The organism is Rhizobium metallidurans, from assembly GCF_014196505.1.
GTDB lineage: Bacteria > Pseudomonadota > Alphaproteobacteria > Rhizobiales > Rhizobiaceae > Rhizobium > Rhizobium metallidurans.
Map to the genome: position 1 here is coordinate 54,908 of NZ_JACIDW010000015.1, position 17,218 is coordinate 72,125.

The following is a 17,218-nucleotide window of genomic DNA, read 5'->3' on the forward strand; positions in this document are numbered from 1 at the left end:
GTGGAGTGATGGCACCGTCAACCGTGGTCGTTCGTCCGACTCAGGGTATTCGTGCCGCAAGCATAATGCGCCTTTGCGCCAACCTGCCGCTTGTTCTCAAGTCAGTTTGACTGATTCACGCATTGGGTCGTCTTCAACCTTTGAAACTCTCGTTTAAGAGAGTGGACCCCCGAGGCCGAGCTAGCTTCGAACGAACGATCGTTCTGACCTATCTCTCCAATACGTGGGGGCAACCTATATTGCTTCCCGTTTAAATCCAAGCCTTTTCTTCGCAATGACACCAATGGACTAGTCTATTCAGCCACTTGTTGCCAACAAGTGACGGGCGAACACGAGCACACGGTCGTTGTGGCCGTAATCCTTCACCGATTCCAGGCATCTGAAGCCTTCCGCCTCAAAAACCTCGGTCACGTCAGTTCGCTGATCGAAGCCGATCTCAAGCCCTATAACACCGTCGGGATGCATGAACCTTGCGGCATCCTTGGCAATCGCGCGGTAGGCGTCAAGCCCATCCATGCCGCCATCCAGTGCGGCGGCCGGATCAAATTTTGTCACTTCGGGAGCAAGAGTGTCAACGACACTGGACGCTATATAGGGCGGATTTGAGACAATGACGTGAAACATCCCGTCTATGTCCTGAAACCAGCTGGACCGCACCGCCTTGAAGCGCTTTTGCAGCCCGTTTCTTTCCGCGTTGGATTGCGCCGTCTTCAGCGCGTCGACCGAGATGTCGCTCCCCGTGCCCGATGCCTCGGGACATTCCTTGAGCAGCGCGAGGCATATAGCCCCGGTTCCCGTTCCCATATCCAGCATATGGAGATTACCATGCTTACCCGCAAGGTCTCTCATATAAGGAAGCATGGTATCGACGAGAATTTCCGTATCCGGCCTCGGCTCCAGCGTCTCCGCCGAAAGCGACAAAGGCAGGCCGTAGAACTCCCGCTCGCCCAGGATGCGATGCACCGGCTCATGCGCCAGCCTGCGCACGATCGCGTCCTCGATCCGCGAGACGGCCGCATCCTCGACCAGATCGTTGCCCCGGGTCAGCATCCCGGTCGTCGTCAGATCGAGCAACCCCGCGATCAGCACACGCGCATCGGCGGCCGGATCGGCCACGCCGGCCTCGGTGAACCGTCGCCGCGCCTCGGCCAGAAGCTGGGAAACCGTCGCACCGACCTGTTTCCCCTTCTCGCTCATGGCTGCTGCTCGCCAAGCTGCGACAGCTGGCTCGCCTGGTAGTCGGCCATCAGCGCATCGACGATCTCGTCGATTTCGCCCACCATCATCCGGTCGAGCTTGTAGAGCGTCAGGTTGATGCGGTGGTCGGTGACGCGCCCCTGCGGGAAATTATAGGTGCGGATGCGCTCGGAGCGGTCGCCGGAGCCGACCTGGCTCTTGCGATCGGCGGAGCGCTCGCTGTCGGCGCGCTGGCGCTCGGCGTCGTAGAGACGCGACCGCAGGACCTGCATCGCCTTGGCGCGGTTCTGGTGCTGCGATTTCTCGGAGCTGGTGACGACGATGCCGGTCGGCAGGTGGGTGATGCGCACGGCCGAGTCGGTCGTGTTGACGTGCTGGCCGCCGGCGCCTGACGAGCGCATGGTGTCGATGCGGATATCCTCGGCGCGGATCTCGATATCGATCTCCTCGGCCTCGGGCAGCACGGCAACGGTCGCCGCCGACGTATGAATACGCCCGCCCGCTTCCGTCTCCGGCACGCGCTGCACACGGTGCACGCCGGACTCGAACTTCAGCTTGGCGAACACGCCCTTGCCGGTGATCGTCGCGATGATTTCCTTGAAGCCGCCGGCTTCGCCCTCGCTGGACGAGAGAACCTCGACCTTCCAGCCGTGTGCCGCAGCATAGCGCTCATACATGCGAAACAGGTCGCCCGCGAACAGCGCCGCCTCCGAGCCACCGGTGCCGGCGCGGATTTCGAGGATGGCGCTCTTCTCGTCGGCCGCGTCCTTGGGCAGCAGCAGGATCTGGATTTCCTGTTCCAGCGCCTCGATCCGCTCCTTGACCTCGGGAAGCTCCATCTCGGCCATGTCCCGCATCTCGCGGTCGACGGACTTGTCATCCAGCAGCGTCTCGAGATCGGCAAGCTCCGACAGCGCCTTCTCATAGGCGCGGATCTTGGTCACGACGGGCTGCAGCTCGGAATATTCGGAGGCAAGCTTGACGTAGACGTCGGCCGAAGGGCCGGCCGACATGCGCGCTTCGATCTCGCCGAAGCGGCGTTCCAGCTCGCGCATCTTTTCAACGGGAAGCTTCGCCACCCTCACTCCAATTCTGTTTGTCTCTGGTTACAGAGGGATGTTGTGTGTTTCGGCGAAATGGGCAAGCAGTTCGCGCATCGATGTCGGCGTCGTCGTGTCGTCGAGCGCCTCGTGCATCGCCTTGGACAGCGCGCCGACATCGAGGCCGAGCAGCATGGCCTTGACCGGACCGATCGCGGCCGGCGACATCGACACCGAACGGAAACCGATCCCAAGCAGCGCCATGGCCGAAATCGGCTTGCCCGCCAGCTCGCCGCAGAGTGTCACCTGTGTATTGTTGCGCTCGCCTGCCCGCACGATATCGCGCAGGATGCGCAGGAAGGGCTTGTCCAGCGTGTCGAAACGATCGGAGACCCGCGCATTGCCACGGTCAACCGCCATCGAGAACTGGAACAGATCGTTGGACCCGACCGACACGAAGTCGACCGCCGCCATCAGTTCGTCCAGCTGCCACAGCAGCGCCGGCACTTCCAGCATGGCACCGAACTGCAGCTTGCGCGGCAGCCCGTGGCCGAAGCGCGACAGGCGCTGCACTTCCTTCTGCAGCAATTCGCGCACCGCGGTGATTTCCGATACCTCGGTCACCATCGGCACCATCAGCTTCAATTCCATGCCGGCGGCGGCCTTCAGCATGGCGCGCAGCTGCGTGCGCAAGAGGCCGGGGCGATCGAGCGAAAGGCGGATCGCCCGCCAGCCAAGCGCCGGGTTCTCTTCCTCATGACCGCGGAAATAGGGCACGACCTTGTCGCCGCCGATGTCGAGTGTGCGGAAGGTCACGGACCGGCCGGCGGCCTGCTTCAGGACGTTGCGGTAAAACTGCTCCTGCTCTTCCGCCTTGGGAAGCGTGGAGGCGATCATGAACTGCAGCTCGGTGCGGAACAGCCCGATGCCCTCGGCGCCCGATTCCGACAGTTGCGGCAGGTCGACCAGCAGGCCGGCATTCATCTGCAGCGACACGCGCTGCCCGTCCTTGGTCAAAGGCTCGACCGCGCGCAGCGCCCGGAACTGCTCCTGCCGGCGGGCGCGGAAGCGCACCTTCTCCTCGTAGGAGCGCTGATGCTCCGGCAGCGGCCGCAGATGCACATGGCCGCCATCGCTGTCGATGATCACGGCGTCGCCGTTGTCGGCCAGCGCCACGATCCCGGCCGCCTGGCCGATGACGGGAATGCCCATGGCACGCGCCACGATCACCACATGGCTGGTCACGGCGCCCTCTTCGAGCACCAGGCCGCGCACATTGGCGCGCGGATAATCGAGCAGTTCGGCGGCACCCATGGCGCGCGCCAGGATGATCGCGTCACCCGGGAAGCCATCGCCCGCGGTGCGGCCGGTGTATCCGGTCAGCTGGCGCAGCAGGCGGTTCGCCAGATCCTCGAAATCGTGCATCCGCTCGCGCAGATAGGGGTCCGTCAGGCGCATCATCCGCGCCTTGGTATCGCTCTGCACTTTTTCGACCGCGGCTTCCGCCGTCAGGCCGTTGCGGATCGCCTCTTCGAGCTTGCGCACCCATCCCTGGTCATGCGCGAACATGCGGTAGGTCTCGAGCACCTCGCGATGCTCGCCCTCCATCGAGACGTCGCGCTGCGAGAGCAGATCGTCGATCGAGATACGCAGCGAACCCAGCGCTTCGGCAAGCCGGCGGATTTCCTTGTCGGCGTCGTCGTTGAGCAGATTGGTGACGACGATGCGCGGCTCGTGCAGCACGACATAGCCGAGCCCGATACCTTCGTTATAGGTGTCGCCGTCGATGGTGACGGAGCGGGTAAGATCGAGCTCGAGCCCCGGCTTGGTGAGCTTCTTCAGCTCGCCGGTGGCGATCATCTCGGCCAGCACCATGGCCGTCGTTTCGAGCGCTTCCAGCTCCTCGTCGCGATAGTTGCGGCTGGCCTTGTTCTGCACGACGAGAACGCCGAGCGAGCGGCCGGCGCGCAGGATCGGCACGCCGAGGAAGGAATGGTAGATCTCTTCGCCCGTCTCCGGCAGGTAGCGGAAGGCCGGGTGCGATTGCGCGTCGGAGAGATTGAGGGGGGCGGCCGATGCGGCGATGGTGCCGACGAGGCCCTGCCCCATCTTCAGCTGCGCCAGGTGGACGGCTTCGCGGTTCAGACCTTCGGTTGCATAGAGTTCGAGCACGCCGTCGGAACGCAGCACGTAGACGGAGCAAACCTCCGCCACCATGTTGCTGGCGATCTGGCGAACGATCCGGTCAAGACGCTCCTGTGGCTCCAGCGGCTCCGCCATCAACTCGCGCAGCCGCTTGAGCAGCACGCGCGGACCGCCGGAAAGGTCTCTCATTGCGTCTCAAGCTCCAAAAACAGAAAGCAAGGTGGCCCGGCAGACAGCCGCGCCACCAATCAACTTTTACGCGCGGCGAGCCTGCTGGGAATCAGTTCTTATCCAGACCGTAGCAGGAATGCAAAGTCCTGACAGCGAGTTCCGCATAAGGACCGTCGATCAGGATGGAAATCTTGATCTCCGAGGTCGTGATCGCCTTGATGTTGATGCCTTTATCGGCAAGTGCCTTGAAAGCGGTCGCCGCCACGCCGGCATGGCTGCGCATGCCGATGCCGATGACCGACACCTTGACCAGGCCCGATTCGTTCTGCACGACGTCGTAGCCGATCTTGTCCTTGTGCTCGCCGAGCACCTTGATGGCCTTGTCCACGTCGCCCGACGGCACGGTGAAGGTCATGTCGGTCTTCGAGCCATCTTCGGAGATGTTCTGGACGATCATGTCGACATTGATGTGGTTCTCGGCCAGCGGTCCGAAGATCGCGGCGGAGACGCCCGGACGGTCGGCAAGACGGCGAAGCGAGATCTGCGCTTCATCCTTGGCATAGGCGATGCCGGTGACTACTTCCTGTTCCACGATTTCTTCCTCGTCACAAATCAGCGTTCCGGGCGGATTCAAGAAATCACCCATGCCCGGAGCATCGGGATCTTCAAAAGACGAACGCACGAAGGTGCGCACCTTGTGCACCATGGCAAGCTCGACCGAGCGAACCTGCAGGACCTTGGCGCCGAGCGACGCCATTTCGAGCATTTCCTCGAAGGCGATCTTCTTCAGGCGACGCGCCTGCGGCACGATACGCGGATCGGTCGTGTAGACGCCGTCGACGTCGGTATAGATGTCGCAGCGGTCGGCCTTGACGGCGGCGGCGATTGCCACCGCCGACGTATCCGAGCCGCCACGGCCAAGCGTCGCGATGCGGTTGTCGGGGCCGAGACCCTGGAAGCCGGCGATGACGGCCACCTGGCCCTCGCCCATGCGCTTGATCATTTCCGAGCCGTCGATCTCGAGGATGCGGGCCGCGCCATGCGCGTTGTCCGTGCGGATCGGGATCTGCCAGCCCTGCCAGGAGCGGGCGTTGACGTCCATGGCCTGCAGCGCGATGGCGAGCAGACCCGACGTCACCTGCTCGCCGGAGGCGACGATGGCGTCATATTCGCGGGCATCATAGAAAGGCGAGCTTGCGCCGACGACCTTCGGCGTGTTCTGCACCCAGCCGACCAGCTCGTTTGTCTTGCCCGACATGGCGGAAACGACGACGGCCACTTCATGACCGGCATCGACCTCGCGTTTGACGTGGCGGGCAACGTTCTTGATACGGTCCAGGTCAGCGACGGATGTTCCGCCGAACTTCATTACGATGCGTGCCATAAGCCTCTACCACAGCAAACCGCCGGGAGAGACGAACGCCAGACCCGGCACGACGAAGCCTTGGAAGCAGCAAGCCGAAGAGCCGGAATTGGGAGTTTCTGGAACCCTTCTAAAGCCCTGCGCCCAAGGGCCCAAGTTGCGGCGTCTCTTAACGAGTTTGTGAGGGGGTGGCAAGGTGGAGAAAGGAGAATGACGGCCTCGATTGCGCGCGCAATTTGCAGCCCGCGCAGGCAAGGCCGGGCGCATTGTGACATGGGCATGACAATCTCGGCCCCCGCCCCGCCTTCGCACATTTTCGGGCGTAAAGATTAGATTCAGCATTTTTTGGTAATTTCCCGTTAGCAATACCCTTTGATGTTCCTGGCGCCTGCGTGTTCGGCGTTGGTCCTTTGATGAGTAACGGGTTCCCAATGCGTTTTTCGGCTGTGCCAGCAATCGTCCTTGTCTGTCTGACCCTCGCGGGTTGCACGTCGACATCGGGCCCTGACGTCCTGGCTTCGGCCGCGCCCTCGCGCGAAACGACGAATTCGATCGCGCCGCCCGCCGCCGTTCCATCCTCGGCCATTCCCTCCGCCGATATCGGAGCGTCCGGGCAGCAGGGTGCTCCATCGCAGGAAGTGCTGGCATGGGCCGGCCCGATCCCCGAACCGAAGGCCTTCGAACCGACGACCCGCACCGTCGGCGCGCCGCTTCCTGCCGAGCGCCCGATGACAGCGATGATGGTGCCACCGGCGCGTCCGCCGCTCGCGGAACCCGCCGTGCAGCGACCCGATCTTCCCGATATGGATGAAACGGGCCAGCCGCGCACCCGCAGCAAGCTCTACGGCCGCCAGTTCCGCGATGCCAAGCCGATCAACTTCGGCTCCGCCTCACCGCAGAAGCTCCCCGTTCACGGCGTCGACGTCTCGCGCTGGCAGGGCGATATCGACTGGCCCAAGCTGCGCACGCAGGGCGCCAACTTCGCCTATATCAAGGCGACCGACGGCGGCGACCACCTCGATCCCATGTTCAAGACCAACTGGCGCAAGGCCAAGGATGCCGGTCTGAGGCGCGGCGCCTATCACTTCTTCTACTGGTGCCGCACGGCGGGCGAACAGGCGGACTGGTTCATCCGCAACGTTCCGCGCGATCCCGACGCCCTGCCGCCGGTCATCGACGTCGAGTGGAACGGCGAATCCGCCTGCAAGCGTCGCCCCACGCGTGAAACCGTGCTGGAAAAGATGCAGGTCTTCATGGACAAGCTCGAGAACTACTACGGCAAGCGCCCGGTCATCTATACCGCGCCCGATTTCTATGCCGACAACCTGCAGGGCGCCTTCCAGAACTATCCTTTCTGGCTGCGTTCCGTCGCCGCTCATCCGTCCAAGCGCTATCCCGGCCGCAAGTGGGTCTTCTGGCAGTATTCCGGCTCGGGCCTGTCGCACGGCGTCGAGGGCAAGATCGATCTCAACGTGTTCAACGGCAGCCCGGATCAATGGATGCGCTGGTCCGCCGGGCGCCCCAGCAACGGGATGATGGCGGCCAACGACTGACGCCCCCGCAAGTTCCACCTAGAGAGAAAACGGCAGCAATCAGACGCAACTCTGGCGCTAAACCGGGGCCGCCGGCAGCTACAAATATGCCACACTACTAAAAATCGGGTAATGCGGATATTTCCAACCAAATGTAAGTGTGATTCTTCTTTGATTGTAAGTATGCGGCGTAAGTTGATTCGCGAAAATCTTTGAAGCTGAATGATTTGGCGGAGATTCCGAATGAGAAATCCTGATATTGAGACTTGGGCACTTGCACGCGCCCATCACATTGTTTTGAACGAGGGGCTAAGTCTTGCCAAGGCGGCCCAGGATCTGGATCGCAAGCGGTCTCGATCCCTCGTATACGAGTTGCGCAAGGTCATAGCCGCGGCAATTCTCGAAGCCCACGCAGCTTCGGCCAAGCAGGACACGGCACCGCAGGGCTGATCATCGCGGCCCGGCGGCAAAACCGGCTTCCATACAATTAATTGTTGCATCATTGCAAAATACAACTAATCTTTCCGCTTGCGGCTGCGCATCGTGGAGAGATGTCATCATGCCATTCACAATAACGAAATCCATCCCGGCGGACGAACGCTGGACGCGGGTCTGCGACCTCAGGCAAGGCGCGACCTACACGTTCAAGGCATCGGGCAAATGGACGGATTGGTATATCAAGAAGAGCGCGAATGGCTATGAAAGCCCGTGGCTTCAGCCAGTTGCGAAATGCAAGATCATGCCCGACAAACCGTGGTTCGTCCTTGTCGGCGCCATCGACAAGGACAAGGCGACGGCCTTTGTCATCGGCGAGAGCCTGAAATCCTGGACCGCCCCGCGAGACGGCATCCTGTACTGCTGCGCAAACGACATTCCGTGGATGTACTGGAACAACAGAGGCGCGGTCGAGCTGACATGCACTGAACTCTAGCAGCGCCGAACGCCCGAAAGACGCAGTTGCGCCACGCCCGGGAAACGGGCAGCCTAGATGCGCCTGGAGCCTGGCGTCGCGAACCATCGCTTCGACCGCTGCCAGGCTGCGGGCGCGGGAGCCGGTCCGATCATGACACGCATGCAGAAAATCGGCGTGGTTCTCGGTCTCGCGCTCGTCGCGATCCTCACGCTGTTGCGCGCCGCCGATCCGCCGCTCTTGCGCCAGATCCGCGACATCACGTTCGACGAATACCAGCGGATCACCCCGCGCAAGTTCGAAAACACGCCCGTCCGGGTCGTCGATATCGACGACGCCTCGCTGCGGGAATTCGGCCAGTGGCCGTGGCCGCGAGACCGGCTGGCGCTTCTGGTGCAGCGCCTGTCCGAGATGGGGGCGGCCGCTATCGCCTTCGACGTGCTGTTTGCCGAGGCCGACCGGCTGTCGCCGCGCTCGATCATGCGCGACGTCGCCGGCGTCGATCCGACACTTCTTAGCCGGCTACCTGACAACGATCAAACCTTCGCGGAGGCGATCGCCGGCAAGCCCGTCGTGCTCGGCTTCGGCCTGTCCATGGATGGCAGCTACAAGCCGCCGGTCAAGGCCGGCTTCGCCTTTACCGGCGAGAGCCCGTTCAACGCGCCGCCGCGGATGACGGCGGCAACGCCGCTGCGCCCGCAATTGCAGATCAACGCCACCGGCCTCGGCCATATCAGCCTCAATCCCGGCACCTATTCGGCCACCGTCCGCCGCGTGCCCCTGCTGCTGGGCGACGGCGAGCAGCTTTACCCCAACCTGGCGCTCGAGGCGCTGCGGGTCGCGCAGGGCGCCTCGACCTATGTCGTCGCGGCGGCACCCGATATTTCCGACACGCTGACCTCGATCAAGGTCGGCGACTTCGTCGTGCCGGTCACCGCCTCCGGCGAACTCTGGCTCTACACCAGCCCTGATGTCGCCGAGCGCTATGTTTCCGCGGCCAGGGTGCTGGCTCCCGACGGCCCCGCGCCCGAGGTGACGGCGGCCATCGAGGGCAGCATCGTCTTCATCGGCACCTCCGCGGCCGGCCTGCAGGATATCCGCACCACGTCGCTTGGCGAAAACGTGCCCGGCGTCTCCATCCACGCGCAGACCGTGGAGCAGATATTGTCGGGGCGCTTCCTCTCCCGGCCGGATTGGGCCGATGGCATGGAAATCCTGCTGATCGCCGTTCTCGGCACCTGCCTCGTCCTCGTCACCACCTTTGTCAGCCCGGCCGTCGGCCTCGCCTGGGGGCTGATCGTCACAGCGCTGGCCTTCGCCTCCTCCTGGTTCGCCTTTCTGCGATGGGGCCTGCTGTTCGACCCGCTGGCCCCGATCATCGCCGCCTCGATCATTCACTTCGCCGCCACCTCCTTCCGCATCCTGGTTATCGACCGCGAGCGGCGCGAGGTCCGCAAGGCGTTCGGGCAGTATCTCTCTCCCTCGCTGCTCCACCGCATCGAACACAATCCGGATGCGCTGCGCCTGGGCGGCGACGATCGCGAGTTGACGGTGATGTTCGTCGACGTCAGGGGATTCACGACGCTGAGCGAGCGCCTTCAGCCCGCCGAGGTCGTCCGCTTCCTCAACACGCTGCTCGACGCGCTGAGCCGCCATGTTGTGGCCAACGAAGGCACGCTCGACAAATTCATCGGCGATTCCATCATGGCGTTCTGGAACGCGCCGGTCGATGTCGCCGATCATCCCGTCAAGGCCGTGCGCGCCGCCCTCGCGATGCGCGAGACGCTGGCGAGGCTGAACGCCACCGACGCCTTCGGCTTCGGCGAGGAGTATCAGGTGGGGATCGGCATCGGCATCCACACCGGCCTTGCCTGCGTCGGCAACATGGGCGCCGAAAGCCGGTTCAACTACTCCGCCGTCGGCGACGCGGTGAACGTCTCGGCCCGCATCGAGGGCTGCTGCAAGGAAGTCGGCTTCGATATTCTGGTCTCGGAGACGACCGCCGCGGCGCTGCCGCACTTCGCCCTGCTCGACGCAGGCTCGCTCGGGCTCAAGGGCAAGAGTACGCGCACAAGGCTCTATGCGACGCTGGGCGACGAGACCGTCGGCCTGTCGGCGACCTTCGCGCTCCTCGAAACCGCGCACCAGGCATTGATCGACGCCTTCGCCAGCCGCTCCGCAGACAGCCGCAAGCTGCTCGGAAGGGTCAGGCAACGCGCGCAGCCATACGGGGCGACGACACAGGAATTCTACCGCCGCCTCGCCCGCCGCGCCGAACATTTTCGCGAGCCGCCAGCCGCGCCCGCGACCGTGCTGTCGGAACAGGCGTCGTGACGACTATCCCTGTCGCAATGAACCCGCCCCACAAAATGTCTCCCGAAACAGGGTATCGGGACACGGACATGCTCGAACCGAAAGGCATGCGCGAAGCAGCGGACGGAAGCGGGACAGGCAAATCCCGGGGATCGCGATGCGGCTCAGTCGCCGCCGCCGCGGTCGCGCATGTGGCCACCGCTGCCACCGCCGCCTTGCCACCCGCCGCCGCGGTCGTGCCGGTTGCCATGACGGCCGCCCGTGCCCGACGGATCGCGGCTCCCGGCGCCACCGCCGGACCCGATACCGCCGCCACCCCCGGCACTTTCACCGGAAGCGGGATTGGTCACCGTTCCGCCGGCCTGCGGCGGCCCATCATTCCCCGGCGCGGAACCGCCCTTCTGCCGGCCGCGATGCCCACCCTGATCGCCATTGCCGCCATCGGAGCGATCCCGACCCGCATGGCTCCGGCCTCGCTGATCGCGATCGGCCTGATCCCGGTTTCCATGATCGCGGGTGGCATTGCCCTGATTTTCCCGATCCCGCGTCGCATGGTCGCTGCCGCCGCGATCGCGCTGCCCCTCATGCCGGTTGCCTGCGCCATCGCGCGGGCCGTGGCGGCCCTGGTTGGCCTGGTCGTGCTGTCCGCTGCGCTGGCCCCAGCCGCCGCCGTCATGACCCCGGCCACCCTCGGCGCCATTCTCGTTGTCACGGCCGCCATGTTGTCCGTCGCGATCGCCTCCGCGTCCTCCCCAGGGACCGTGATCCCGGTCGCGATCGGAGTGGCCGCGATCCGGACGGTGGTCCCTGTCCTGGTGATGCCTGTCGGGACGATAATGCGGCTTGTCGGGTTTATCGGGCTTATCCGGCTCCTGCGGCCGCTCCGGTGCCGGCGGCGTCTGCGGCGGCGGCGCGAAGAGCGGCGGCGGCGTTCTTTCGGCGGGCCGTTCCTGCCGCTCCGCGCGCATGCTGCGCAGCCCGCAACTGGTGCGGATATTGCCAAGCGGCCCCGACAGCTGCTGGTTTCCCGAAAGGAACGGCAGCGCCTTGTTGTTCCTCAGCGTCCGCAGTGTCGTCTGGTCGACCTTGCGCGGATCCGACACGCCGCCGCCGCGCGACGCGATCACGCAGTCGCATTGCTCCCGCAGCTGCTTGCAGCCGCCGGCGCCGCAAAACTGCGCCGAACCGTTGAGCAGCACCATGGCCGTGGTGCCGTTGGGCGCGACATAGACGTCGAACGCCGTGCCGCGCACGCCGATCGTTCCCGCCGGCGTCACGATCGAATAGGCCGATGACGAGGAATTGCCGCTGATCCAGCGGAACGTGCCCTTCGCCGCCTTGATCGTCAGCTTCTTGACCGAATTGGCGTCGTCGTAGACGTAGCTGTCGATCACAACCGACGACCCCGCGCCGACGGCGAGCTTGGTGCCGTCACGGAAGACGAATTGCCCAAGCCCGCCAATCGAGGTGCGGATGCGCTCGTCGCGATAAACAGGGTCCTTGACCACCAGAGGCCCGTTTTGACCGGCGACCTCCGTCTTGATGAGAGTCGCCTCCCCGACCGCAACTTCCGCGTACGCCGGAAACGGGAAACACATGGACAGGCCGAGCACGGCGGCCAATGCATGACGCAGACGCAACATTGCCCTTACCCTCAACAATACATTAACTATATCACAATGTATTGAAGGACGTCGCCTTATCCACTTGTAGTAGCCGGGCGCGAAAGCCGAGCACTACCGCGACGACGCGACACTGTCGCCGGCTCTTGACTTCGCGAGCCGTTCGTCCGACTTCACTCCTGACCAACGAAGGAGCAGGACCATGAAGGAAGCGGCGAAGAGCACGATCGACCAGAGCGAAGTGGATCGCTTCTCGGCCATGGCCGCCGAGTGGTGGAGCCCGACCGGCAAGTTCAAGCCGCTGCACAAGTTCAACCCCGTTCGCCTCGCCTATATCAGGGACAAGGCGGCCGAGAACTTTGGCCGCGATCCGCGCTCGGCCCGGCCTCTGGAAGGCCTGAGGGTGCTCGATATCGGCTGCGGCGGCGGCCTGTTGTCGGAGCCGGTCGCCCGCATGGGCGCCACCGTCATCGGCGCCGATCCCTCCGAAAAGAACATCGGCATCGCCTCGACCCACGCGAAGGCGTCCGGCGTGCCGGTCGATTACCGCGCGGTCACGGCAGAACAACTGGCCGAGGCCGGCGAGACCTTCGATATCGTCTTGAACATGGAAGTGGTGGAACACGTCGCCGACGTCGACTTCTTCATGACCACCTGCGCGAAAATGGTCCGCCCCGGCGGCCTGATGTTCGTGGCCACCATCAACCGCACGATGAAGGCAGCCGCACTCGCCATCTTCGCCGCCGAAAACGTCCTGCGCTGGCTGCCGCGCGGCACCCACCAGTACGAAAAGCTGGTGCGCCCGGAAGAGATCGAAAAGCCGGTCACGGCAGACGGCCTCACCATCATCGACCGCACCGGCGTGTTCTTCAATCCGCTGTCCAACCAGTGGAACCTGTCGCGCGATATGGACGTGAACTACATGCTGCTCGCCAGGCGCGGAGCGTAAGGGCACCCGCCGCCATTCGACTAGACTTTCAAGGTCCTGACATGCGCAAGCAGATCGGCTTGCGTTTCGGCGTTGCGCGCCGCCAGTTCCTTGACGCGGGCGCGATCGATCTCGATCGCCGCCCCATCAGGCCCAAAGGGTATCTTGAACGTGAAGGCCCGGGCGCTCGGCCCGTTATCAGCCAGATGCTCGAAGCGCTCGACGGCCTCGGCCCAGTCCGGCCGGTGATGCGGCCCCACCCACCACAGAACGAGCGGTGGCCACGTTGGTTTGACGTTCCAGTTGCGCGCGTGCTTCAGCGCATCGGCATGCACGCCGTCATAGCTGAACGCCATCAGCGATTCGATATCAGCCCAGAGCGACAGGGAGGATGGCGCGGCATCAAAGCCGCTACCCTCGATGAAACGCGGAAAGACCTGCGGTCCCCAGCTTCGCACGCCCGGTTCGCCGGCGTAGCCGGAGCGGCCGACAAAGCCGCAGGCGCGGCGTGCGGCCTCGAAATTGGCGGGTTCGCGCAGGCGAAAGCCCTCGACAGCGTCGCTCTCGAAGGGCGCCACGTGCAAACCGAAGTTATACATCGCAAGGCGCGCTTCCGACCTCATCCTAGTGCACGTCGTCGGGCAGCACGGGAAGCGCCGCGATCTCGATGCCTTCGTCGAGAAGCGCCTGCGCCTCGTCAGGCGTCGTCTGGCCGATGATCCCGCGCGCATCGGCCTCGCCGTAATGGATCTTGCGCGCCTCCTCGGGAAAGCGCTCGCCGACGTCCTCTGAGTTGGCCTTGATCGCGGTCACGGCCTCCTTGAGCTTCTGGAACGCCTCGCGGCGCGCGGCATCCATGGCGACCGTCTGCATCTGGTCCTTCTTGCGCGCGGTGGAGACCGACGGCGCCATCAGCACCTTGGAGACGGCGGCCGAATTGCAGGCGGGACAGGTGAGAAAGCCGGACGCGACCTGGCGCTCGAAATCGGCGCTTTCGGAAAACCAGCCTTCGAACTCATGGGCATTGTCACAGCGCAGCGAATAACGGATCACGCGGCCACGCCTCCGGACACATCGCCGCCAACCGTCTCGATCGAGAACTCGCGGGCATTCTTCAGATTCGGGATCTTGTCGCGCGCCGCCTTCACGGCGGCCGGATCGATCTCGGCGATCACGATCGCCTCGCTGGTGCCGCCAGCCGAAGCCAGTATCTTGCCCCAGGGATCGACGATCATCGAATGCCCGAAGGTCTCGCGCCCGTCCTCATGCACGCCAGCCTGGGCGGCGGCGATCACGAACATGCCGTTTTCGATGGCGCGGGCACGCAAAAGGATTTCCCAATGCGCCTCGCCGGTCTGGCGGGTGAAGGCGGCGGGCACCGTCATCACCTCGGCGCCGGCAACCGCCTGGGCGCGAAACAGCGCCGGGAAGCGAACGTCGTAGCAGATCGCGAAACCCATCTCGGCGAACGGCAGCGACACCACACGCGCCTCCTGGCCGGGCCGGTAGGCGGCGCTCTCACGCCAGCTCTCGCCGTTGTCGAGATCGACGTCGAACATGTGGATCTTGTCGTAACGGTTCAGGATCTTGCCGTCGGGTCCGAAGAGATAGCCGCGATTGGCAAGCTTGCCGTCGTCGAGCGCGATCGCCGTCGAGCCGACATGCATGTGGATACCGAGTTCGCCCGCGAGTTCGCGGCCGGTGCGCACGATGATGTCGTTGGCCTCGTCGCGCAGATGCGCCTTGCCGGCGGCGCGGTCGCGCTGCAGCATCCCGGTCATCTCGGGCGTCTGCACGTAGGTGGCGCCCGAGGCGGCCGCCTCGCGCACCAGCCGCGCCATATCGGCCGCGTTGCACCGCGGATCGACACCCGAACACATCTGAATGGCGGCGGCCTTGAAGGTCATTGGCATATCCTAAGCGGCCAGCAGCGGGTCGAGCTTGCCCGCACGCTCCAGCGCATAGAGATCATCGCACCCGCCGACATGCTTGTCGCCTATGAAAATCTGCGGGAACGTCGAGCCGCCATGGGCGCGCGCGATCATCTCGGCGCGGAAAGCCGGCGTGGAGCTTGCATTGTGCTCGACGAAATCGACACCCTTCTGGGAAAGAAGGGACTTGGCGCGCACGCAAAAACCGCAGCCGTCGCGCGTATAAATCGTAACCGGTACCATCGGGGGCTCCAGACAAGGCATTTACCTTACTGTCATATAGTTTCCGAAAGAGCCCTTGCAAAGGTCAAAACCGTGATCTCGGCGGCGCCCGCGCGGTGCAGCACCCTGGCCGCGGCCGCGACCGTCGCGCCCGTGGTGTAGACGTCGTCGACCAGCACCAGCCGCTTGCCGAACACATCGCCTTCGCGGCCCGCGGCGATCGCGAAAGCGCCGCGCACATTGTCCTGCCGCGCCTTGGCGCCCAGCCCCACCTGCTGGCGCGTGCGGCGGACACGCAGCAGCGTCGCCGGCAAGAGCGGGCGTTCGGCCTGCTTCGCCATGTGACGCGCCAGCTCCGCCGCCTGGTTGAACCGGCGCGACAAGATCCGCGTGCGGTGCAGCGGCACCGGCAGGATCGCGTCGCAGCGCTCGACGGCACCGTCTGATGCTCTCAGCATCCATGCCGCCATCATCGGCGCCAGATCGGTGCGGTCGCGGTACTTCAGCCCGTGTACAAGATTGCGCACCGCCTCGTCGTGAAAGGCCGCCGTGCGCAGGCGATCGAAAGGCGGCGGCTCGGCGATGGCGGCCGCGCTCAGTATCCCCGGCCCGAGATCATGGGAAAACGGAATGCCGAGAACCTCGCAATAGGGCCGCTCGATGAAGCGCAGCTCCGACCAGCATTTCGGGCAGACGCCGCGATGCCGCCCCGTCGATACGCCGCAGACGGCGCAGGCGGGCGGATAGACAAGGTCGACCAGAAGCGAGAGCGGACGCCTAAGCACCCGGTCGATTCCCGCCAAACCTCTCAGATCGCGCAACCCCATGGCGAAACGATAACGCATTTCGCGCGCCGGGAAAATCACTCGTGAAATCACCTTGTAAAGTCGCTGGCAAGATCACTGGCAAAATCCGCCTTGCCGCCCCGGCCCGGCGGGATTATTGACGTCGGCATGGATATCATCTTCGATACATCGAGGATCGCGGCGAACCGTCATCGCGCGCTTCGCAACAACGATCCGAAGGCAACCTTCCTGCTCGATATCGCAGCCGACGAACTGGGCGAACGCCTCGCCGTCGTCGAGCGGACCTTCGAGCATGCCGTCGAGCTGCATGGCGCGACCGGCGCAGCCGCCCGCGCCGCCAAGGACACCGGCAAGATCGGCAGCCTCACCCGCGTCGAAAGCGAACAGGCCTACGCCACTTCGGACGATGCCTTCATCGAGGCGCCGCTGGAGACGGTTCCGCTGGAGCCGCAATCCGCCAATCTGGTGATCGCCCCCCTTAGCCTGCACCTGACCAACGACACGCCCGGCGTCTTCATCCAGATCCGCCGCGCGCTCCGTCCCGACGGCCTGTTCCTCGCCGCCATTCCCGGCTCCGGCACGTTGCAGGAACTGCGCGAGGTCCTGCTCGCCACCGAGATCGAGATGACCGGCGGCGCGAGCCCGCGCGTCATCCCCTTCGCCGATGTCCGCGATGTCGGCGGCCTGATGCAGCGCGCCGGTTTCGCGCTGCCCGTCATCGACGCCGAGACCTATACGGTCCGCTACGATTCCATCTTTCCGCTGATGCGCGACCTGCGCGCCATGGGCATGGCCAACCCGCTCGCCGAGCGCAGCGGCAAGCCCCTGACGCGCGCATTCTTCCTGCGGGCCGCCGAACTCTACGCGGAGCGCTATTCCGATCCGGATGGCCGCATCAGGGCGACCTTCTCGATCATCTATGTCTCGGGGTGGGCACCGCACGAAAGCCAGCAGAAGCCGCTGCGGCCGGGTTCGGCCAAGGTCAGGCTCGCGGACGCGCTGAAGGTCGAGGAGCACAAGCTCAAGCAGTAGCCCGGC

General features: G+C 64.5%; 16 protein-coding genes. 6 read left to right on the top strand and 10 right to left on the bottom strand.

Annotated features, from left to right (window positions below; genetic code table 11):
* Nucleotides 1-297: 297 nt before the first annotated feature.
* The 4 genes from prmC to GGQ67_RS19145 all read right to left on the bottom strand — a co-directional run bounded on the left by prmC (nt 298) and on the right by GGQ67_RS19145 (nt 5,937).
* Nucleotides 298-1,197 carry a peptide chain release factor N(5)-glutamine methyltransferase gene (gene prmC, locus GGQ67_RS19130; RefSeq protein WP_183901724.1) on the bottom strand — a complete coding sequence of 300 codons (900 nt, stop codon included), beginning with the start codon at nt 1,195-1,197 and terminating at the stop codon, nt 298-300.
* Entirely contained in the window at nt 1,194-2,276 is a 1,083-nt protein-coding gene (prfA, locus tag GGQ67_RS19135) for a peptide chain release factor 1 (RefSeq protein ID WP_183901725.1), read from the bottom strand. Before prfA ends, prmC begins: the two co-directional genes overlap by 4 nt.
* A 27-nt stretch (nt 2,277-2,303) precedes the next feature.
* Nucleotides 2,304-4,571, bottom strand: a complete 2,268-nt coding sequence (ptsP, locus tag GGQ67_RS19140; RefSeq protein ID WP_183901726.1) for a phosphoenolpyruvate--protein phosphotransferase — start codon at nt 4,569-4,571, stop codon at nt 2,304-2,306.
* 91 nt (nt 4,572-4,662) lie between these two features.
* Nucleotides 4,663-5,937, bottom strand: a complete 1,275-nt coding sequence (locus tag GGQ67_RS19145; protein WP_183901727.1) for an aspartate kinase — start codon at nt 5,935-5,937, stop codon at nt 4,663-4,665.
* Between the two features lie 410 nt (nt 5,938-6,347).
* Here GGQ67_RS19145 and GGQ67_RS19150 point away from each other — a divergent pair, with 410 nt between their 5' ends.
* From GGQ67_RS19150 to GGQ67_RS19165, 4 genes are all read left to right on the top strand, one after another.
* Nucleotides 6,348-7,469, top strand: coding sequence for a glycoside hydrolase family 25 protein (locus tag GGQ67_RS19150; protein ID WP_183901728.1), 1,122 nt, complete (start codon nt 6,348-6,350; stop codon nt 7,467-7,469).
* 222 nt (nt 7,470-7,691) lie between these two features.
* A complete protein-coding gene (locus GGQ67_RS19155) occupies nt 7,692-7,898 on the top strand; it encodes a hypothetical protein (protein WP_425503806.1) in 207 nt (68 codons plus the stop codon).
* A gap of 109 nt (nt 7,899-8,007) precedes the next feature.
* Nucleotides 8,008-8,379 carry a hypothetical protein gene (locus tag GGQ67_RS19160; RefSeq protein WP_183901731.1) on the top strand — a complete coding sequence of 124 codons (372 nt, stop codon included), beginning with the start codon at nt 8,008-8,010 and terminating at the stop codon, nt 8,377-8,379.
* 132 nt (nt 8,380-8,511) lie between these two features.
* On the top strand, nt 8,512-10,692 hold the full coding sequence (locus tag GGQ67_RS19165; RefSeq protein WP_183901732.1) for a CHASE2 domain-containing protein: 2,181 nt from the start codon (nt 8,512-8,514) through the stop codon (nt 10,690-10,692).
* A gap of 143 nt (nt 10,693-10,835) precedes the next feature.
* Here GGQ67_RS19165 and GGQ67_RS19170 read toward each other — a convergent pair whose 3' ends face one another.
* Nucleotides 10,836-12,314, bottom strand: a complete 1,479-nt coding sequence (locus tag GGQ67_RS19170; protein WP_425503807.1) for a FecR family protein — start codon at nt 12,312-12,314, stop codon at nt 10,836-10,838.
* Between the two features lie 181 nt (nt 12,315-12,495).
* Between GGQ67_RS19170 and ubiG the strand changes: the two genes are divergently transcribed.
* Nucleotides 12,496-13,242, top strand: coding sequence for a bifunctional 2-polyprenyl-6-hydroxyphenol methylase/3-demethylubiquinol 3-O-methyltransferase UbiG (gene ubiG / locus GGQ67_RS19175; RefSeq protein ID WP_183901734.1), 747 nt, complete (start codon nt 12,496-12,498; stop codon nt 13,240-13,242).
* Between the two features lie 20 nt (nt 13,243-13,262).
* On the opposite strand, the gene GGQ67_RS19180 is transcribed toward ubiG, so the two are convergent.
* Genes GGQ67_RS19180 through GGQ67_RS19200 form a run of 5 tightly spaced genes read right to left on the bottom strand, consistent with a single transcriptional unit; the run spans nt 13,263 to nt 16,201 of the window.
* On the bottom strand, nt 13,263-13,820 hold the full coding sequence (locus GGQ67_RS19180; protein ID WP_246400245.1) for a DUF3291 domain-containing protein: 558 nt from the start codon (nt 13,818-13,820) through the stop codon (nt 13,263-13,265).
* Between the two features lie 25 nt (nt 13,821-13,845).
* A complete protein-coding gene (locus GGQ67_RS19185; RefSeq protein WP_183901738.1) occupies nt 13,846-14,274 on the bottom strand; it encodes a DUF1178 family protein in 429 nt (142 codons plus the stop codon).
* Nucleotides 14,271-15,128: a carbon-nitrogen hydrolase family protein gene (locus GGQ67_RS19190; protein WP_183901740.1), complete on the bottom strand. Its 858-nt coding sequence runs from the start codon at nt 15,126-15,128 to the stop codon at nt 14,271-14,273. The genes GGQ67_RS19185 and GGQ67_RS19190 overlap by 4 nt, the downstream gene beginning before the upstream one ends.
* Before the next feature lie 9 nt (nt 15,129-15,137).
* Entirely contained in the window at nt 15,138-15,395 is a 258-nt protein-coding gene (gene grxC, locus GGQ67_RS19195; protein ID WP_183901741.1) for a glutaredoxin 3, read from the bottom strand.
* A gap of 32 nt (nt 15,396-15,427) precedes the next feature.
* Nucleotides 15,428-16,201, bottom strand: coding sequence for a ComF family protein (locus tag GGQ67_RS19200; RefSeq protein WP_183901773.1), 774 nt, complete (start codon nt 16,199-16,201; stop codon nt 15,428-15,430).
* Nucleotides 16,202-16,327: 126 nt separating this feature from the next.
* Between GGQ67_RS19200 and GGQ67_RS19205 the strand changes: the two genes are divergently transcribed.
* Nucleotides 16,328-17,212, top strand: coding sequence for a class I SAM-dependent methyltransferase (locus GGQ67_RS19205; RefSeq protein ID WP_183901743.1), 885 nt, complete (start codon nt 16,328-16,330; stop codon nt 17,210-17,212).
* Nucleotides 17,213-17,218 lie beyond the last annotated feature (6 nt).

Excerpts from the sequence above, each read along its gene's own strand:
- prmC (WP_183901724.1), bottom strand. The coding sequence starts at position 1,197 with ATGAGCGAGAAGGGGAAACAGGTCGGTGCGACGGTTTCCCAGCTTCTG.
- ptsP (WP_183901726.1), bottom strand. The coding sequence starts at position 4,571 with ATGAGAGACCTTTCCGGCGGTCCGCGCGTGCTGCTCAAGCGGCTGCGC.
- GGQ67_RS19145 (WP_183901727.1), bottom strand. The coding sequence starts at position 5,937 with ATGGCACGCATCGTAATGAAGTTCGGCGGAACATCCGTCGCTGACCTG.
- GGQ67_RS19150 (WP_183901728.1), top strand. The coding sequence starts at position 6,348 with ATGCGTTTTTCGGCTGTGCCAGCAATCGTCCTTGTCTGTCTGACCCTC.
- GGQ67_RS19155 (WP_425503806.1), top strand. The coding sequence starts at position 7,692 with ATGAGAAATCCTGATATTGAGACTTGGGCACTTGCACGCGCCCATCAC.
- GGQ67_RS19160 (WP_183901731.1), top strand. The coding sequence starts at position 8,008 with ATGCCATTCACAATAACGAAATCCATCCCGGCGGACGAACGCTGGACG.
- GGQ67_RS19165 (WP_183901732.1), top strand. The coding sequence starts at position 8,512 with ATGACACGCATGCAGAAAATCGGCGTGGTTCTCGGTCTCGCGCTCGTC.
- GGQ67_RS19170 (WP_425503807.1), bottom strand. The coding sequence starts at position 12,314 with ATGTTGCGTCTGCGTCATGCATTGGCCGCCGTGCTCGGCCTGTCCATG.
- ubiG (WP_183901734.1), top strand. The coding sequence starts at position 12,496 with ATGAAGGAAGCGGCGAAGAGCACGATCGACCAGAGCGAAGTGGATCGC.
- GGQ67_RS19180 (WP_246400245.1), bottom strand. The coding sequence starts at position 13,820 with ATGTATAACTTCGGTTTGCACGTGGCGCCCTTCGAGAGCGACGCTGTC.
- GGQ67_RS19190 (WP_183901740.1), bottom strand. The coding sequence starts at position 15,128 with ATGACCTTCAAGGCCGCCGCCATTCAGATGTGTTCGGGTGTCGATCCG.
- grxC (WP_183901741.1), bottom strand. The coding sequence starts at position 15,395 with ATGGTACCGGTTACGATTTATACGCGCGACGGCTGCGGTTTTTGCGTG.
- GGQ67_RS19200 (WP_183901773.1), bottom strand. The coding sequence starts at position 16,201 with ATGGGGTTGCGCGATCTGAGAGGTTTGGCGGGAATCGACCGGGTGCTT.
- GGQ67_RS19205 (WP_183901743.1), top strand. The coding sequence starts at position 16,328 with ATGGATATCATCTTCGATACATCGAGGATCGCGGCGAACCGTCATCGC.